This window comes from Pseudoalteromonas sp. C2R02, from assembly GCF_018860845.1.
In the GTDB taxonomy this organism is placed as follows: Bacteria; Pseudomonadota; Gammaproteobacteria; order Enterobacterales; family Alteromonadaceae; genus Pseudoalteromonas.
In genome coordinates, this window is sequence record NZ_JAHKQC010000042.1 from 47754 (window position 1) to 65581 (window position 17828).

Consider the following 17828-nt stretch of genomic DNA (forward strand, 5'->3'; position numbering starts at 1 on the left):
TTGCTAAACAATATGATTTAAATAAGGGTGCATAGGTAAGCTAAATACTTGTTTAGCTAAGCGCTCAGCAACAGGGAAATCACCTTCTTGATAACCAAGCTCTTTGAAGGCTGTTTGTTGATGCATACAAGTAGCGTAATAAATCATGGTTGGAATACCTTTTGCCTTATACTCAGCCATAATCTCATCTCGCTTAGCATCTAATAAGGTGTATTGAGCCCATGAGCTAGTATAACCAACTGGAACTTTAGGTGTATTGTATTTGTTACATAGTTCACTTTCATATTTAGCTGCAGATTTGTTTCTATTAATTAGCTCTTGCGGAAATTCAGCTAACTTTTCTAACAAAATTGCTGCTTGAATAGTATCTAAACGGCTATTTATGCCTATTCGCACATTATCGTACTTATCTTTACCTTTACCGTGAACACGGTATGATTTTACGAGTTCAGCATAATCATCATTATTCGTAAAAATAGCACCACCATCACCATAACAACCTAGTGGTTTAGCAGGGAAAAAACTTGTAGTAGCGATATCACCAAAGCTACCTGATTTTTTACGATTACCTTGATTATCCGTAATCGAACCACCAAAGCCTTGAGCAGCATCTTCGACCAATTTAAGGTCAAACAGCTTCGTTATGCGTTCAAGCTCAGGATAATTAGCTGGAAGGCCAAATAAATCAACTGAAATGATCGCTTTAGGTTTTAGCTTACCTTCAGTAATTGTTTGCTGAATTTTACTTTCTAGATCTTTAGGACAAATATTAAAAGTTGCTTCATCGGAATCAACAAAAACAGGCGTCGCTCCAGCTAAAGCAATTACTTCTGCAGTCGCGAAAAAAGTAAATGTTGGACAAAAAACAGCATCTCCGGGTTTTATATCTAAGACCATCATTGCGAGTTGTAATGCGTCAGTACCATTAGCACATGTTATCGCATGTTTTACACCTACATAATCTGCTAGTTTTTGCTCTAACTCTTGTACTTCAGGTCCCATGATATATTTACCATGTTCTAATACCGTTTTAATTCGAGCATCGATCTTGGTTTGTAAATGTTTGTATTGGGCCGCTAAATCAATAAATTGCATTTCTATTCCTTTATGAGCAAAGTGAGCTCTGAACCTGAAAGTTGGTAAGTATCACCTGTATGAGCGCACGTTTCTAAGCCTTCACCCGTTAAAGGTAGGGAAAGCTGCTCGCCATACTTACTGATCCAAGCAATTTGTCTAGCAGGTACGCCAACCATAAGTGCAAAAGCTGGAACATTTTTATTTATAACTGCACCGGCTCCAACAAGTGAATATTCACCGACAGTAATTCCACAAACAATTGTGCAATTAGCGCCAAGTGTCGCTCCTTTTTTTACTAAAGTATCACGATACTCTGTTTTACGCTCTATGAATGAGCGCGGGTTATAAACATTTGTGAATACCATACTCGGGCCACAAAAAACATCATCTTCAATATGTACATTATCGTAAACAGAGACGTTATTTTGAATTTTTACGTTATTGCCGATTGTTACTTTGTTACCAATAAAAACATTTTGACCTAACGAACATTCTTGGCCAATTACTGCACCACCGCAAATATGAACAAAATGCCATACGCGAGAGTTATCGCCTATTTGTGCACCATCGTCAACAATTGCACTTTCGTGTTGTGTAAAAAGAGCCATTATAGCTGGCTCTTTACAAATGGGTGTACTTCATCTTGTGTTTCGATATGCGTTTTGCCTTGGCGAATTTTATGAACAGTTTCAACACAATGACGCGCATCCTCAATTCCATAACCTCGACCAGCTAAGATCTCTTGATAACTGATTGTATGCAGGTCTGTAAAGCCACCAGAAAACTCTAACTCTTCATTATCACACGTGATAGATCTGAATGTTGGCTGCTTACCCACTACGCTTTGCGGTAGGTCATTTGCGTCGATTGACAGAAACCATTTAACTCTAGCATTCTCATATTCTAAATATCCAGACGCTTTATCATCATTCATAAAATGAAGATCATTACGCTGTAATTTACCAAATATAAAATGAAGCATATCAAAAAAGTGAACGCCAATGTTTGTAGCTACACCAAATGATTTACGAGGGTCGCCTTTCCAGCTTTCCATGTACCATTTACCACGTGAAGTGATATAGGTTAGGTCTACTTCGTGCTTTTCATCTGATGTACTAGATTCAACTTTCTTTTTTAAATCTAAAATAGCTTGATGATGGCGTAATTGAAGAATGTTATAAACTTTTTTGCCTGTTTCTTTTTCAACTAGCGCTAAATCATCTAGCTCTTCGATTGTTGGCACTAATGGCTTCTCACATATAACATCACAACCTAAACGTAAACCAGCTGTAATATGAGAATGATGTAAGTAATTAGGTGAACAGATAGAAACGTAGTCTAGTCGTGTATTGTCGTTTCTTTTTAGCTTATAAGCATGATCATAAAAGCGTTCAAATTGAGTGAAAAACTCACTTTGTGGAGAGATGCTATCAATAATGCCAACAGAGTCATTTATGTCATAACACACACTTAAATGATTTTCGGTTTCTTTTATCGCTTTCATGTGGCGTGGTGCGATGTACCCTGAGGCACCAATTAATGCAAAATTTTTCATTGGAATTCCTTTTATAATCTAATATCTGAATCAGTTGAACCAAAAACATGTTTAACATCGTAAAGAACGTGTTTTTCTTTACCTAATGCTCTAATTTTTTCAACGCCCATGGCTTTAAATTCATCATGATCTACGGCTAATACAATACCATCATAATGCCCTTTGTTTAGTTGATTAACTAATGAAATTCCGTATTCATGTTTTACTTCATCAGGATTAGCCCATGAATCATATACATCAACATCCATATTAAAGTCTTTTAATTCTTTTATAATATCAATAATTTTTGTATTTCTAACATCAGGACAATCACCTTTAAAAGTGAAACCTAAGACTAGAACTTTAGCTTCATCGATATGAATTTTGTTGCTTGATATTTTTTTAACTAACTGGGTTGCTACATATTCACCCATACCGTCATTTATGCGGCGTCCAGCTAATATCACTTCAGGTCTATACCCAACTTCTTGCGCTTTATGGGTTAAATAATATGGATCCACACTGATACAGTGTCCACCCACTAAACCTGGTTTAAATTTCAAAAAATTCCATTTAGTGCCAGCTGCATTCAATACTTCTTCTGTATCTATGTCCAAGCGATTAAATATTTTTGCGAATTCATTAATGATCGCAATATTAAGATCTCTTTGCGTATTTTCAATGACTTTTGCGGCTTCAGCTACTTTTATTGAGCTCGCTTTATGCGTGCCAGCTGTAATGATTGAGTTGTATAAGTTATCTACATAAGTTGCGATTTCAGGAGTCGAACCAGATGTAATTTTCATTATTTTTGTTAAAGTATTAACTTTATCACCTGGGTTAATACGCTCTGGTGAATAACCTGCAAAGAAGTCCTGGTTAAATACCAACCCTGATACCTTTTCAATAATAGGTAAGCACACTTCTTCGGTGGCGCCTGGGTATACTGTAGATTCATAAATTACGATATCACCCTTGGTAATATACTTTCCTAATAACTCAGAGGCTTTGATTAAAGGAGTTAAATCAGGAGTATTATTGTCATCTATAGGTGTGGGTACTGTTACTATATAAATATTACAGACAGTTAAGTCTTTTTCTTCGTAAGAAAAATTTAACTTTTCGTTATTTGTTAACTCTTCATTATTAACTTCTTTAGTTAAATCTAATCCATCTCTTAATTCTTGAACTCTTTTTTTATTGATATCAAAACCAATTACTGAATATTCCTTAGAGAATTCAACTGCAAGTGGTAAACCTACATACCCCAACCCTATAATACCAATAGTCATTTTTTTATTAAAACTCTCTAGCATAATATTATAACTCCTCTATCTATTATATTTATCATCAAAACGCACAATATCATCTTCACCTAAATATGAACCACTTTGAACCTCAATTATTTCTAATGGTAACTTCCCAGGGTTTAATAGCTGATGTTTAGATCCTATTGAAATATAAATCGACTGATTTTCGCTGAGAATTGATTTTTTTCCATTAACTTCTACAACTGCCGTACCTGAAACTACAACCCAATGCTCAGCCCTATGGTAGTGCATTTGCTTAGAAAGCGATGCACCTGGTTTTACCGTAATACGCTTAACTTGGTATCTATGACCATTATCAACTGAATCATATTTACCCCAAGGGCGATGTACTTCCCTATGTAATAAATGCTCTGTACGGTTGGTTTTATTTAAGTATGCGACTACTTTTTTTACATTTTGCACTTTATTTTTATGAGCTACTAATATTGAATCTTTAGTGCCAATTACAACTAAGTCTTCAACACCTATTGTTGCTACAAATTGGTTTTCGGATTGCACTAAGCAATTTTTTGAGTCGATATTTTTTATGTCACCTAAATTAACATTGCCTTGATCGTCTTTATCTAAAACTTGCCATAATGCTGAAAATGAACCTATGTCATTCCAATTTACATCTATCGGTAATAGCAATCCTTTAGATGTCTGTTCCATTACAGCATAATCAATGGAATCATCTGGGCATTTTTCAAAGTCGGCTTTATTTACACGTACAAAGTCTAAGTCTATTTGTGCATTGTTATATGCCGCTTGAGATGAATTGTACATTTCAGGGTTATGCTGTTTTAGCTCATTCAAGTATGCTTGTGCTTTGAATACAAACATACCGCTGTTCCAATAGTAGTTTCCGCTTTCAACGTACGACTTTGCTGTTTCTAGATCTGGTTTTTCGACGAATTTTTCAATTTGGCAAATTTCAAGTGAATTTTTTGAATTTGAATCTTTAGTATTCACGCCTACGCCTTGGATATAGCCGAAACCTGTTTCAGGGCCTGTAGGTACAATACCAAATGTTACTAGCGCATCATTTTGTGCTGCTTCTACAGCTTGCTCTACAGCTGATTGAAATCCAGATGTATCTTCTATTACATGATCTGCAGCTAAAATTACTAAAATTGAATTTTCGTTTTCTTCTAATGCTCTAAAAGCTGCTAATGCAATTGCTGGCGCAGTATTGCGTGCGACTGGTTCTAATATTATAGAGGTTGGCTCTTGACCTATTTCGTGTAATTGTTCTGCTAATATAAAACGGTGGTTTTCATTACAAACAGCGATTGGGTTATTAAAACCTGAAAGGCGTAATGCCGTTTCTTGTAGCATTGTATAATTGCTAGTTAGTTTTAAAAACTGCTTTGGGTAATGTTTACGAGAAAGAGGCCAAAGCCTAGTTCCTGAACCACCTGATAATATTACTGGAAATACATTATTCAAAATAAATCACTTTATGGGGACGTTGTTTACAGTCCCTTAAAAAAACAACCTAAGTATTTTACATTAATGGATGTAAATAACAATTAGGTTTATGGTTTAAGAGTTATTTTTGAGTGGTTTTTAAATCATTACGATTAAAGCATGCTCGAATAAATTCGAGCCTGCAAAGATAGATAAGCCTTTTTTTTCGTCATCTCCGAGGTGTTTTATCGGAGATCTAGTTTTCATCTTAAACCAAAAAACAAGATTCCCTATTAAACACTTAGGGAATGACGGAGGCTAAACTTGTGTAATATTAGCGCGAATAAATTCGAGCCTACGCTGGATCTCAGCCCTTGCCTACATGGCTGTAGGTACAAGAGTAACGCAGGAGCAGTTATCGATAGCTTTGAGTTGTAGCTAAGGCTTCGGGCTAAATCATTTAAAACCGTTAGCCTAAAGGCCAACCTACTAAAGCACAAAATACTTAAACGCGACTTATCGACAATTACTCCCTGCATTGTTCTTAAAACATGCGCGAATAAATTCGAGCCTACAAAAATGTGGTTTAAACTAAATCTACAAACTACTTTTTAAATTCCTAACTCGTTTATTGAAACCATGCTTAATAACATAACTACTACTACGCCGCCTACAAAGCCGCCCATAAATAATATCATTAGAGGCTCTAGCAGCGTTGTCATTCTTTCTGTCCAACTTTCGAACTCTTGGCGGGATCTATTTGCTATTTCTTCAAAAACGCGGGCTAGATTTCCTGATTCTTCACCTACTTCAAGTAAAGATATAAAAAAGTCGGGGTAAAGTGATGTTTGCTTTAGGGCTGGCGTTAATGCGCTGCCGCCTTTTATTTTATTTTTAGCGATTACTATTTCACGCTGTAATATTTGATTTTTTATATTACCTGCAGATAACCCTATAGCTTTATCTATTTGTACTCCGGCTTTAACCATCATGGCTAAACCGCTATTAAAACGAATTCGCTCTACTGTTACTACTGCTGTTTTTACTATTGGTAGCTTAAGGCTTAGCCCTTGCCACCATTTTATAAATTTAGGTTGTTTGGTGGCTGCTATTAATCCAAATACACTGGCGATAGTACCTATGACTAAAAAACCTTGGTATTTAATCATCCATTCACTGGTAGATAGCATCATGCTTGTATACCAAGGAAGTGCTTCTACATCGGTAAACATGGCCGACATTTTAGGAATGATAAAGTTAAATATAAAAAAGATACTCAGCAAACATACAAAAAATATCACAAGAGGATAAGCCAGTGAGCTGATTATTTTTCTTTGTAAATCACGTCTAAATTTTAAGTCTGTTGCTAAACCTGCGAATATTTCACTCAAATTACCAGATGCTTCACCTAATTCTATTAAGTTACAGTAAAGAGGATCAAAAATATCACTGTGCTCTCTTACTGACTCAGATAGGCTTTTACCTTTTTTAAGATTAGCACTAATACTATTTAACAATTTAGCTAAAGCGGGCTTAGCTTTAGTGCGTTTAATAATATCTATGCCGCGATCAATTCTAACGCCTGATTCCAGTAATAGACTCAGCTCAGATGTTAAAAACTCTAAATCAGACAAGGTAACTTTATTATTAAAGTTTAAAATTGACTGTTTTGCATCAGCCAATACTTTTACTTCTGAAGGCAACAAGTTTTGTTTTTTCAAATCAGAAAGCGCAACTAGTTTATCTTTAGCCTCTATCTGACCTTCTACTTTAGCGCCTGAATTATCGTATGCTTTATATGAAAATAATGCCATTAACCCGCTACTCGCACGACTTCTTCAACGGTTGTTAACCCTAATATCGCTTTATAAAAACCATCTTCGAGTAATGTTCGCCTTTGCATGTCAGCATTATGTTGCTTGGCTTTTGGAATAAAGTCTGAATCTTTTGGCATTGCTTTTATTTCATCATCACAACGTAAGTACTCTGTCACTGCCATACGACCTTTATAGCCAGAACCACTACACTGCTCACATCCTTGACCTTGCATTAAGTTAATTTCTGCAAGATTAAATTTATCGGCCAATGCTTTTAATTGATATTTTTCGATTAATTGTGCTGCTTCAGGATGAGGTTTTGAACATCCAGAACATATTTTACGTGCAAGCCTTTGCGCGACTATTGAAACTAATGCGGCATTAAGTAAAAACTCTTCTACACCTAGATCTAATAAACGCGTATACGCACTTGCAGCATCATTTGTATGTACCGTTGAAAATACTAAATGCCCTGTTAATGCCGATTGTAATGCAATTTGTGCAGTTTCTTTATCTCGTATTTCACCTAACATTATAATGTCGGGATCTTGCCGAACTATACTTCTCAAACCTGCAGAGAAATCAAATCCAATATCAGAGTTTACTTGAACTTGGTTTATGCCTGGCAATTGGTATTCCACTGGATCTTCGAGTGTAATTATTTTTACATCATCATTATTCAGTGCATTTAAAAAAGTATATAGCGTTGTTGTTTTACCTGAGCCTGTTGGCCCTGTTAGCAATACCACACCCGCAGTTGTTTTTATATCTTCGCGGATCATGGTTTCAATATCGGTAGAAAGCCCTAATACCGACATATCATATTGCACATTATCTTTACGTAAGAAACGCATAACCATAGATTCGCCATCATTTAATGGCAGCGCTGAAACACGAATATCTAATTCTTGATTAGCTATTTTCATTTCAATTTTGCCATCTTGAGGACGGCGTTTTTCAGCAATATCCATGCCTGATAATATTTTTAGGCGTGTCACTATAGGCAATTGCATTCTTGGCGCTAACGTTTCAGCTTCGTGCAATACACCATCAACCCTAAATCGCGCCCTATAACGACCATTAAATGGCTCTAAATGCATATCTGATGCGCCCTGCCTTAAAGCTCGGGTAATCAAAGAGTTGAGTAGATTTACTGTTGGTGCTTCTGTTGCTAATTCTCTAAGTTTTTCTTCTTCATCACCTAAGAACTCGTTTTCATTTTCAATATTATTATCTATTGAAAACTTGGCACTAAGCGCATTTATATCTGATTCGTTCGCCAAATATATTTTTGCATTTATATTATTTTGGCTTAACCACTCGTTAACGGCTAACTCAAGCGGAAACCGACAAGCAAAAGACCAATCATCACCATCTTTTGATAATGGTACCCATTGGTTTTCTGATAAAAAACTAATTACATTCTCATCAACTTCAGGTGTTACTGTATCTAGCCAGTCGCTTATATCTACCAGTGGTAAATCAAATAGCTGAGCATATACTTGTGATATTTGATCGTCTGGCAAACTTCCCATATTTACAAGAATTTGCTCTAAACGACCACCGTATTTTTTTTGAAAGTTTTCAGCTTTTGTTACATCATCAGGTGAAACTGAAAAATCTTTAATTAGAAGTTGATTTAATTGCATTATTTATGAACTATATCTTCATTTGCGTCTGCGCCACCTGGCTGACCATCAGCACCAAAAGACATTATTTTATATGGATTACCATCTTCACCAGGAATAGTGTAAACATATGGGTTTCCCCAAGGATCTAGTGGTAAATCTTTTGGTAAATACGGACCATCCCAACGAGGTTTATCACTTTTTCGTAAATCTTCTAGTTTTTCTGGGTAGCTACCCATATCTAATCTGTATGTATCTAATGCAGTTTCAAATGCGTTCATTTGAGCACTTGCAATGCCACGCTCGGCGGTACCTAATTGATTGAAAAATTTTGGAGCTACTAATGATGCTAACAAGCCTAAAATAACAATTACAATAAGTAATTCAATCATTGTAAAACCATTTTGCTTTTTAATGTTTTGTTTAGTCATAATTTTTTTAGAAGAAATAACAGTGGCAAAGATATTATCAATAATGATTACAGGTGTCGATTAAATAAACCTAATTGCTTAGTTTTAAAATTGTTAGTTAATATTAAAATATTCTGTCCGAACATGTAAGCGCAGATTTATCTGCGCTTTGGTTTTATTTCAATTTTTTCGCGGCAGAAGCCCTGCCTACTAGACCACATCAGCTTAAGCTTTTCATTTAAAATCGTTAGCCTAAAGGCCAACCTACAAAAACCGAATGTAGGATTTAACTGTAGGAGATGCTTGCCTATATGGATGTAAGCAAATTTTAGCCTACGTTTACTACAACCTCCTATTTGAGGCTTTTGAAAATACCTTTGTAGGCGTAGATAGGAAATATATAGGCTGTTTTTATGAAACTTAAATTTAATTCATTTCTATAAAATATCCACTGCCATTTCAATATATTAAATTTATTTTGTGTCATTCCGGTATCTACTGAGTAATAAGCTAGTATTTCAGGAATACCTTGTGCGTTTCCACATTGCTTAAGTAGTTTAAGCCATAAACCAAAGTCTTGGCGCTTTCGGATCAAAGGCATGTAGTGCTTACCTAATATAAATTTATCATATATTACGGTCAAACACCCGATATAGTTAGAAACGAGCAGTTTTTTATATGTCGCAAATTCAGGTGGGATAACTTTACCTTGTAAACCTTCTGAATTAAATTTTTGATAGCCAGTATAAGAAAAAGCAACTTTGTTTTCTTTCATAAAAGTAATTTGTTTTTCTAATTTATGCTCACACCATTTATCATCAGAATCTAAAAAAGCTATATAGCGACCTTTTGCTTGCTCTATCGCTTTATTTCTGGAACCTCCAGCACCTAAGTTAGATTCATTTTGAAATACTTTAATTCGGCTATCTGAGTCAGCTAGCTCTTGAATTAGATTCCAAGTATTATCTGACGAGCAATCATCAACTATTAATAATTCCCAATCAGTATAGATTTGACTTAAAACACTTTGCACGCTCGCAAATAAAGTTTTAGATGAATTATATGTAGGCATAATCACCGAAACTAAATTATTCATTATCGACCCATGCCAAATAATACAACTTTAATTGTTTTAAATAAGATCTTAATATCCGCCCAAGTTGAATGATGTTTTATGTAATGAATATCATACTTATGCTTCCATACTGCATCTTCAACTGACGCGCCATAAGGGTAACTTACCTGAGCTAACCCTGTAACTCCAGGTTTTACAGCATGTCTAAAGCGGTAATATGGTATTTCTTTTTCTAAACCCGTTATAAAAATTTCGCGCTCAGGTCTCGGTCCGATAATTGACATTTCGCCTTTAAGGATATTTATCACTTGAGGTAATTCATCGATACGCGTTTTACGTATAAAACTACCAACACGTGTGATTCTTGAGTCGTTTTCACTTGCCCATTGTGCACCTGACTTTTCGGCATCATTACTCATCGAGCGAAATTTAATTACTTCAAATACGTCGTTATATTGACCAGTTCGTTGCTGTCGATAAAATATTGGTCCTTTACTTTCGATTTTTATGGCTAATGCAGCTAAAATTCCGATCGGTAGAGCAAATAATGATAATAAAATTGCAGTGAAAATATCGATGCTACGCTTGGCTAATTGAGTACGTCTTGTTGATAAAATAGAAAATGACTTTTGATGTAGGAAGTAACCACTGTGTAGAAGTTTTATTTCGGTATAACCTAGTCTTGAGTCTAAGTAACTGACTAACGGCTCTACCCAAGCGCCAGACTCTGTCGCTCTTACTAAGAATTGCCTTTTATCTTTATCTAAGCGAGAGCTTTCATAATGACAAACAACTTTATAGCTAAAGTCTTCAATAGAGTAATCATTAATTACCATATCAAATGAGTAGTCATGTTTTATTTTATGGATATCATCAATTTTATCTTCAGGACAATAAACATAAATTTTCTTTTGTTTTAACACCTGTTTTTTAGATTTAAATCGCTTAACATTATATCTTACCTTTTTGATATTTAATTCAGAACCATCTAACAGTTCCGCATCACCAATTTTAAAATCCATTAAACACGACCAATCTAACTTACTAAAATAAAAGAATTTTTCAACAATTTAAGAATAAAATAAACAAAACTTAAAAAATCAGACCGTTCATTATAATAAAACGGTCATAATTTTCAATTAATTTTATTATAAGCTATTAATCACAGCAAGCGTAGAGCCGATTTCAAAAATCATTCTTGAAGCTGTACTCCATAACGTGAGTTTATCCATGTGTTCAGTATCAAGTGGCACCACTATGGTATCTCCTGGCGATAAATAAGTTGCATCAGTTACAGCAAACCAACTGCTTGCTTTTGGTAACTGAACTGAACCATTGGCTTTTATGATATAAATACGATCTCTATCACCTCTTTGTTTTAAGCCACCACTTCGTGAAATATATTGTTCTAAAGAAATGTTTTCTTGATACAAATGCGATACAGCTAAGTTAACCTCACCAATTACATTAATTGTGCTTTGTGCGATAGGTACGTATAACGTATCGTTATTTTGTAATTCAACATCTAATGAACCTTTATATACACTAGGTAAGTCAATAACTAAACGGCCTAACGCTTCTACTTTTGATAAGTCATTTAGTAGCTTATTAGTATCATCATAATTGAGGCTTGAATCGGTTACTGAGCTTTGGAAACTACGTGTTGCTATTTCTCTACGTAAATCATTTGCTAACTTAGCTAATTGCGTACGCTCTTTTAAACGGATAGATTCACGAGTAAATATTGCGGCTTCTGTTGCAGCTAAATCAGTAAAACCACCTGCACGCTCTAAAATAGAGCTTAGTTTTTCACCACGTTTAATTGTATATTTACCTGGGAACTTTACTTCACCTACCAGTTGAATATAACGCTCTTCTTGCCAGTTAGGCATGGTAAATATATTAATAGTATCTTTACTTTTTAGTGTGTATTGCTTGCCTGGTTCAGTTGATAAATTAAGCGTCACATGTTCTATTTCACTACCATTATCGTTAGTAACTCGTGTTACTTCAGCATTTTCGATATAAGCAGATTCTAATAAACCACCGGCTGCCTGCATAGCTTTATTCATACTGGCATTTTTAACTAAAGGATATACTCCTGGATACCTAACCTTGCCATTAACTGCGATTAATTCAGCTTCATTACCGTACGATGACTGTTTTTGGAGTTTAAGGATCAATGGCTTTAAAAATAAAGTACGACCAAAAATAGATAACTCTTCTTCTTTTATATCTTCAACTTTACCTTTTAATAGTGCTGTTAAACTTGAATCTTCAACTTTATCTGTTATTTCAGGGTCAAGTTCCATACCGATATATTCTTTATATTTTTGATTCTCAAAGTCTTGCCATTGTTGCATTTTTTGTTTTTGGAGGTACTCATCTTCTGTAAGTAACATATTTGATAAAGTGCGCTTTTCATCTTCTTGTACTTCAAAACGGCTAAAGACCATAACAATATCTCTTGGTGCTAACTTCACATCGTCTTGAGCCTGTTTATTTAATGCATTAAGTAGTGAAAACTGGATTACTTCTACATCACCTTTTATATTTTTTTCACGTACGATCAATGAATAGTCAAAATCAGCAATAGGTAATACATCTGTTTTTAATGAACTAATTAAATCAGAAACGGTATCGCCTTTAACCCATTGATAATTACCCGGATGAGCTACTGCACCTATTAATGTCACTGCATTTTCAAGCTCAGTAGAAGACGCTTGAACTTTAATTACATCACCATCTTTAGGCTGGTAATTTATATTTTTTTGAGAAAAGTCTAATGTTAATACTGTTTTAAAGCTATTCGTGCTATAACGCTCAACCAAAGTTTTTTGAGGAAATGCTTCGGCTTTAAAACCACCCGCCATGCTAATTAATTGCTGAGCCGTTTCATCATTTTTTAATTCAAAAATAGCTGGGCGCTTAACTAAACCAGAAATAGTAACTTGTTTATTAACCGTAGGAATGAATACAACATCACCTGGTTTTAGCATGATATCGTCTGAGCTATCACCATTTATAAGTAAGTTATATAAATCAAAAGACTGCACCATTTTACCAGCACGTTTAACTTGAATATTACGTAATGATCCAATATCAGATACGCCACCACTTACAAATAATGCATGGGATACTGTTGTTAAAGATGAAACCGTATAGCTACCAGGTTTAAATGATTCACCTAATACCATAATACGCATTGAGCGTAACTGACCTAAAGAAACAAATGCTTTTACACCGATTACTTCTTGAGATATTTTACTTTTAACTAACTCTTTTACTTCTAAGAAACTTAGACCGGCTACAAAAACAGGTGTTAAATCGGGAATAGATAAACGCCCTTCACGATCGACAACAACTGTATGTGTTAGATTTTCTTTACCGTATAAGTTAATTTTAAATTCATCACCACGACCTACTGTATATGACTCTGGCACTGCCGATATTTCACTAGGCATAAATGACGTTGGGTCGCCTGCAAAAAGCTCATAACCAAAAGGTTTTATTTCATTTTCAACAGGTTTGTATTTTTCTTCCTCAGATAATAACGCTTCTTTTTCTTCTCGAGGGAAGATTGTTGGCTCTAATTCAGTTAGCTCTGATGAAGAGCCTTTATTTGTAAAAGCGGATATATCGACACCCATTTGTTTTGCGAGGGCTTGTTGCTGTGCTTTTGGCAAGCTTTTGAATTGTTCCATTTGCTTTTTAGTGGGTGTAGCAGCATTTACCGATGTAGACATCAGCATGATCATGCTTAATAAAACAATATTTAAAAACTTCACAAAAATCCCTTCTAACTAAAATGAGCAATAAAGTGCAGTATTCTACCTTAGTTTAAATAAAAAAAAAGGAAGCTAAGCTTCCTTTTTTCTGAAATGTGCATTTAAAATGTTAGAAATTGTAGACTAATGTTAACGTTGTTTCTGTGTCTGTATTTTCTTTATCTGAATCCACATCACTATTATGCGTTACGTTAAAACCTACCTTCATTTGCATTGAACCGTTAATTTTAGTTTGCAATGCAGACTCTGACTTAGTTTTAGTATTCGTTGAACCGTATTCCATGCCTACAGTTTGTGTGAACTTAGCGTATTCTGTGATATCCCAGTTAAAGTTAACTTTACCTAATGCGATAGCTTCACCATCAGTATCACCTTTGGTACCATCGTCTTTTTTTGACTCTTCAAAGTACTTATAACCCGGACCAATTTCCGCATCAAAATACATATTTGGTTTATCTAAAAAACGTTTACCGTAACCAACAGAAAATACGCTTTCATTTCTAAATGAACCAAAGTAATCAGATGTATGAGAACCAAATAAGAAAAAATGAGAATTTTCTTCATTTAATTTATAGTTACCTTGCGCAGAAGCAAAATACTTCTCATTAGTACGTTGTGTTTCTTTTGTACCATCATCTTTTTCAATTTCATCTTCTTTGAACAAACCATCTAGCTTATATTCGTTTGTCCAGTTTTCCATTTCATGCTTGGCTTTAATTGCACCTTTAAGCGTAGTAGTTTCTGTATTACCACTTGTTAAAATTAAGCCTAGTTCACTAGTAACTTCCCAATCTTTTTTTGCTTCTTGTGCAACAACATTAGTTGCAGCTAGTGCGGCAACTACAAGTGATAAGTATGCTTTTTTCATTTCAATTAAAACCTTTATTTTATAACTATTTAATAAATACTTTATGTATGCCATTAAGGCTGTTTACTAATAATTTGGGGTTTAGCTCGCCATTCCCTAAGTTTTTTATCGGGAACCTTGTCATCTAGATTTAAGTCTGTGACAAAAGCAAAACCAGATCTCCGATAAAAAAACCTCGGAGATGACGTTAGTAAGTATGCACTTTAGGTTAACTTCAAACAATTCAATTAGGCTACCTACAACAAAACCCTCACTCCGTCATTCCCGAAGTCTTTTATCGGGAATATTGTCGTCTAGAGTTAAGCTTCTTTTTGAACGTGCACATCCATTTGTGGATATGGGATATTAATATTTGCTTCATCTAGCGCAAGTTTAATATTTTCCATCAAATCAAAGTATACAGCCCAATACTCTGGTGTTTTAACCCACGGACGTACTACAAAGTTAACACTTGAATCAGCTAACTCAGATACCGCAACTGTATAAGCAGGATCTTTTAATATGCGATCATCAGCATCTAATACTGATTGTAAAACTTGTTTTGCTTGTTTTAAGTCTGCGTCATAACCCACACCGATGACTAAATCAATACGGCGAGTTGCTTCTCTTGAGTAATTAGTAATAGCACCAGACATAATTGAAGAGTTAGGCACGATAACTACTTTGTTATCAGGCGTACGTAATTCAGTTGCGAATATTTCGATTTTTTCTACTGAACCCGATTTACCAGCAGCTTCAATATAATCACCTGATTTAAACGGGCGAAGCATTATAATTAATACGCCAGATGCAAAGTTTGATAAAGAACCTTGTAATGCTAAACCGATTGCTAAACCAGCCGCACCTAAAATTGCAATGAAAGACGTTGTTTCGATACCAACTTGCGATAACGCCATTAAAATAGCGACTGCAAATACTAATGCATAAACAATACTAGAAACAAATGAACCTACGGCTTTATCTACATTCTTTTTAGTAAATGCTTTTTCGGTAATTTTAGCAAAAAATTTGGCTACTTTATTACCAACAAGAAATATCACTATGGCTAAAATTGCATTTATACCGTAATGAATGATTAAATCTGAATTATTGTTCAACCAATCAACTGCCTGATCCATTTTATGTTCCTTTGTATTAATTAAGAAATATATGCCTATTATTACTTCTATCAATAATTTAGCAAAAGTGACTAGAAAGTATTATATATGATGTTTCTATAAAAGGTTACATTTAATTACACATCAATCGGGCTAGAGGGCCTAGTCCATATGAAGATAAGCACACTTAATATAGTAATTATTACAGTTAATTTCACCCATATAATAATAGGTAGGAAAAAAAGCGGGTAAGATACTAAAATCAGCATGCTTGCCGTTGCAATGCATTTTGTTTTAGTGCGGATCACCCCATGCTTTTCCCAATCAGAAATCAATGAACCAAATAATTTATGATTTAATAACCACAAATGTAATCGTTTTGACGACTTAGAAAAACAATAGGCACTGAGCAAAACAAAAGGTGTAGTTGGTAGCAAAGGTAAAAACACACCTACTATTCCTAATAATAAACTTAGCAAACCAAAAAGCAGCCAAAACGTACGTTTTATCATCTATTTTCCTTTTTTTTAAATTTTTCGAAATAAATAGTAACATAGCTCTTCCCATGACGTTTATTTTTATGTATTATGCGCGCCAACACCAACACGGTGTTTAAAGAAGTGGCGGTTGTAGCTCAGTTGGTAGAGCCCTGGATTGTGATTCCGGTGGTCGCGGGTTCGAGCCCCGTCAATCGCCCCACTCTTTAACTTATCTTAATATCCCATTTACTTTAAATTTCAGTATGTCGTATTAATTTAAATATTTTTTCCTTAAAATATCTCTTTAAGATTTATAAGTTGAATTTTTCAAGCATCCTTATTTTTCAATATATTAATTAAGCTGACATAATGCTAAAACACTTTCAATTTTGAAGTTTTGTATTGGAAGTCTTCTTTTAGCTTTAATTCATGAGTATAAGATACCCGATAAAAGAGCTCGGGGGTGACAGCTCTGAATACTATAGCTTTTATTTATTAATAAAGTTTAAATTTAGCTCAAGTCTTATAAGCTGTATTAAAGACCCAGCTATAAACTCAACCCTTCATTTCCGAAGTGTCTAATCGGAAATCTTGTTACTAAGCTTCAAATAATACTAGAATACAAATCTTGCCACTTTGGATCCTTAGATTCAATTAAATGTATTTTCCACTGCCTATTCCATTTCTTTAACTGCTTTTCTCTCGATATTGCATTATACATATCATCAAATACTTCATAGTAAACTAATAATTTAATATTGTACTTGCTAGTGAAACCAGTCGAACTTTCTTGTCTGTGCTGCCAAACTCGCTTAACTAAATTACTAGTAACACCTATATAAAGAGAACCGTTGGGTTTATTGGTCAAAATATAGATTGCAGGTGCTTTCATATTATCTTCCTTGATAAATACGTATATTAAAATGTTAGATGAGTAAGCTGCTACATCAAACTTAATACCTTATATTTTGATTTCAGTTTTTTAAACGACTCGATACTTACCTCTACGTCATTTGTGAAGTCTTTTATCGGAAATCTATCAACTAGTCATTTCCGAAGTCTTTTATCGGAAATCTTGTTTAGACTTAAACTTATGAGCATGAGATCCTCGATAAAACAACTCGGGGATAACTGTTCTTAATACAATTGCTTTTATTTATTAATAAAGTTTAAATTTAGCTCAAGTCTTATAAATTGTATTAATATCTAACTACAAACTCAACCCCGTCATTTCCGAAGTCTTTTATCGGAAATCTTGTTTGGGTTTAATTTATGAACATGAGATCTCCGATGAAACAACTCGGGGATGAATGTTCTAAATGCTTTTGTTGAATG

The 17828-nt window shown here is 34.6% G+C and carries 15 protein-coding genes and 1 tRNA gene; 1 reads left to right on the forward strand and 15 read right to left on the reverse strand.

The genetic code is table 11. From position 1 onward, the window contains the following. Nucleotides 1–3 precede the first annotated feature (3 nt). From KO527_RS20600 to KO527_RS20665, 14 genes are all read right to left on the reverse strand, one after another. Nucleotides 4–1095, reverse strand: coding sequence for a DegT/DnrJ/EryC1/StrS family aminotransferase (locus tag KO527_RS20600; RefSeq protein WP_216042142.1), 1092 nt, complete (start codon nucleotides 1093–1095; stop codon nucleotides 4–6). Between the two features lie 2 nt (nucleotides 1096–1097). Then, nucleotides 1098–1685: an acyltransferase gene (locus tag KO527_RS20605; RefSeq protein WP_216042143.1), complete on the reverse strand. Its 588-nt coding sequence runs from the start codon at nucleotides 1683–1685 to the stop codon at nucleotides 1098–1100. Next, nucleotides 1685–2632 carry a Gfo/Idh/MocA family oxidoreductase gene (locus KO527_RS20610; protein WP_216042144.1) on the reverse strand — a complete coding sequence of 316 codons (948 nt, stop codon included), beginning with the start codon at nucleotides 2630–2632 and terminating at the stop codon, nucleotides 1685–1687. Before KO527_RS20610 ends, KO527_RS20605 begins: the two co-directional genes overlap by 1 nt. An 11-nt stretch (nucleotides 2633–2643) precedes the next feature. Next, nucleotides 2644–3927 (reverse strand): Vi polysaccharide biosynthesis UDP-N-acetylglucosamine C-6 dehydrogenase TviB, encoded by a 1284-nt coding sequence (tviB, locus tag KO527_RS20615; protein WP_216042145.1) that lies wholly within the window; start codon nucleotides 3925–3927, stop codon nucleotides 2644–2646. A gap of 15 nt (nucleotides 3928–3942) precedes the next feature. After that, nucleotides 3943–5370, reverse strand: coding sequence for a mannose-1-phosphate guanylyltransferase/mannose-6-phosphate isomerase (locus KO527_RS20620; RefSeq protein WP_216042146.1), 1428 nt, complete (start codon nucleotides 5368–5370; stop codon nucleotides 3943–3945). Nucleotides 5371–5942: 572 nt separating this feature from the next. Further along, a complete protein-coding gene (locus KO527_RS20625) occupies nucleotides 5943–7145 on the reverse strand; it encodes a type II secretion system F family protein (protein ID WP_216042147.1) in 1203 nt (400 codons plus the stop codon). Beyond that, complete coding sequence (locus KO527_RS20630; RefSeq protein WP_216042148.1) at nucleotides 7145–8797, reverse strand: GspE/PulE family protein; 1653 nt, start codon at nucleotides 8795–8797, stop codon at nucleotides 7145–7147. The genes KO527_RS20625 and KO527_RS20630 overlap by 1 nt, the downstream gene beginning before the upstream one ends. Continuing rightward, a complete protein-coding gene (gene gspG, locus KO527_RS20635) occupies nucleotides 8797–9207 on the reverse strand; it encodes a type II secretion system major pseudopilin GspG (protein ID WP_252733936.1) in 411 nt (136 codons plus the stop codon). The genes KO527_RS20630 and gspG overlap by 1 nt, the downstream gene beginning before the upstream one ends. A 331-nt stretch (nucleotides 9208–9538) precedes the next feature. Beyond that, nucleotides 9539–10282, reverse strand: a complete 744-nt coding sequence (locus KO527_RS20640) for a glycosyltransferase family 2 protein (protein ID WP_216042149.1) — start codon at nucleotides 10280–10282, stop codon at nucleotides 9539–9541. After that, the gene (locus KO527_RS20645) at nucleotides 10282–11283 is read right to left on the reverse strand and encodes an exopolysaccharide biosynthesis polyprenyl glycosylphosphotransferase (RefSeq protein WP_216042150.1); all 1002 of its coding nucleotides are present in this window, start codon (nucleotides 11281–11283) and stop codon (nucleotides 10282–10284) included. Before KO527_RS20645 ends, KO527_RS20640 begins: the two co-directional genes overlap by 1 nt. A 126-nt stretch (nucleotides 11284–11409) precedes the next feature. Beyond that, nucleotides 11410–14019, reverse strand: coding sequence for an SLBB domain-containing protein (locus tag KO527_RS20650; protein WP_216042202.1), 2610 nt, complete (start codon nucleotides 14017–14019; stop codon nucleotides 11410–11412). A 139-nt stretch (nucleotides 14020–14158) separates the two neighbouring features. Beyond that, a complete protein-coding gene (locus KO527_RS20655) occupies nucleotides 14159–14917 on the reverse strand; it encodes a DUF481 domain-containing protein (protein ID WP_216042151.1) in 759 nt (252 codons plus the stop codon). Nucleotides 14918–15216: 299 nt separating this feature from the next. Further along, complete coding sequence (locus tag KO527_RS20660) at nucleotides 15217–16035, reverse strand: mechanosensitive ion channel domain-containing protein (RefSeq protein ID WP_216042152.1); 819 nt, start codon at nucleotides 16033–16035, stop codon at nucleotides 15217–15219. Nucleotides 16036–16151: 116 nt separating this feature from the next. Beyond that, complete coding sequence (locus KO527_RS20665) at nucleotides 16152–16526, reverse strand: YbaN family protein (protein WP_216042153.1); 375 nt, start codon at nucleotides 16524–16526, stop codon at nucleotides 16152–16154. A 111-nt stretch (nucleotides 16527–16637) separates the two neighbouring features. Here KO527_RS20665 and KO527_RS20670 point away from each other — a divergent pair. Further along, a tRNA-His gene (locus tag KO527_RS20670) sits at nucleotides 16638–16713 on the forward strand. Nucleotides 16714–17097: 384 nt separating this feature from the next. Here KO527_RS20670 and KO527_RS20675 read toward each other — a convergent pair. Then, nucleotides 17098–17385 carry a GIY-YIG nuclease family protein gene (locus KO527_RS20675; RefSeq protein WP_216042154.1) on the reverse strand — a complete coding sequence of 96 codons (288 nt, stop codon included), beginning with the start codon at nucleotides 17383–17385 and terminating at the stop codon, nucleotides 17098–17100. Nucleotides 17386–17828: the final 443 nt, after the last annotated feature.

Excerpts from the sequence above, each read along its gene's own strand:
- gspG (WP_252733936.1), bottom strand. The coding sequence starts at position 9,207 with ATGACTAAACAAAACATTAAAAAGCAAAATGGTTTTACAATGATTGAA.
- KO527_RS20625 (WP_216042147.1), bottom strand. The coding sequence starts at position 7,145 with ATGGCATTATTTTCATATAAAGCATACGATAATTCAGGCGCTAAAGTA.
- KO527_RS20645 (WP_216042150.1), bottom strand. The coding sequence starts at position 11,283 with ATGGATTTTAAAATTGGTGATGCGGAACTGTTAGATGGTTCTGAATTA.
- KO527_RS20665 (WP_216042153.1), bottom strand. The coding sequence starts at position 16,526 with ATGATAAAACGTACGTTTTGGCTGCTTTTTGGTTTGCTAAGTTTATTA.
- KO527_RS20610 (WP_216042144.1), bottom strand. The coding sequence starts at position 2,632 with ATGAAAAATTTTGCATTAATTGGTGCCTCAGGGTACATCGCACCACGC.
- KO527_RS20655 (WP_216042151.1), bottom strand. The coding sequence starts at position 14,917 with ATGAAAAAAGCATACTTATCACTTGTAGTTGCCGCACTAGCTGCAACT.
- KO527_RS20600 (WP_216042142.1), bottom strand. The coding sequence starts at position 1,095 with ATGCAATTTATTGATTTAGCGGCCCAATACAAACATTTACAAACCAAG.
- KO527_RS20675 (WP_216042154.1), bottom strand. The coding sequence starts at position 17,385 with ATGAAAGCACCTGCAATCTATATTTTGACCAATAAACCCAACGGTTCT.
- KO527_RS20640 (WP_216042149.1), bottom strand. The coding sequence starts at position 10,282 with ATGAATAATTTAGTTTCGGTGATTATGCCTACATATAATTCATCTAAA.
- KO527_RS20660 (WP_216042152.1), bottom strand. The coding sequence starts at position 16,035 with ATGGATCAGGCAGTTGATTGGTTGAACAATAATTCAGATTTAATCATT.
- KO527_RS20605 (WP_216042143.1), bottom strand. The coding sequence starts at position 1,685 with ATGGCTCTTTTTACACAACACGAAAGTGCAATTGTTGACGATGGTGCA.
- tviB (WP_216042145.1), bottom strand. The coding sequence starts at position 3,927 with ATGCTAGAGAGTTTTAATAAAAAAATGACTATTGGTATTATAGGGTTG.
- KO527_RS20630 (WP_216042148.1), bottom strand. The coding sequence starts at position 8,797 with ATGCAATTAAATCAACTTCTAATTAAAGATTTTTCAGTTTCACCTGAT.
- KO527_RS20650 (WP_216042202.1), bottom strand. The coding sequence starts at position 14,019 with ATGATCATGCTGATGTCTACATCGGTAAATGCTGCTACACCCACTAAA.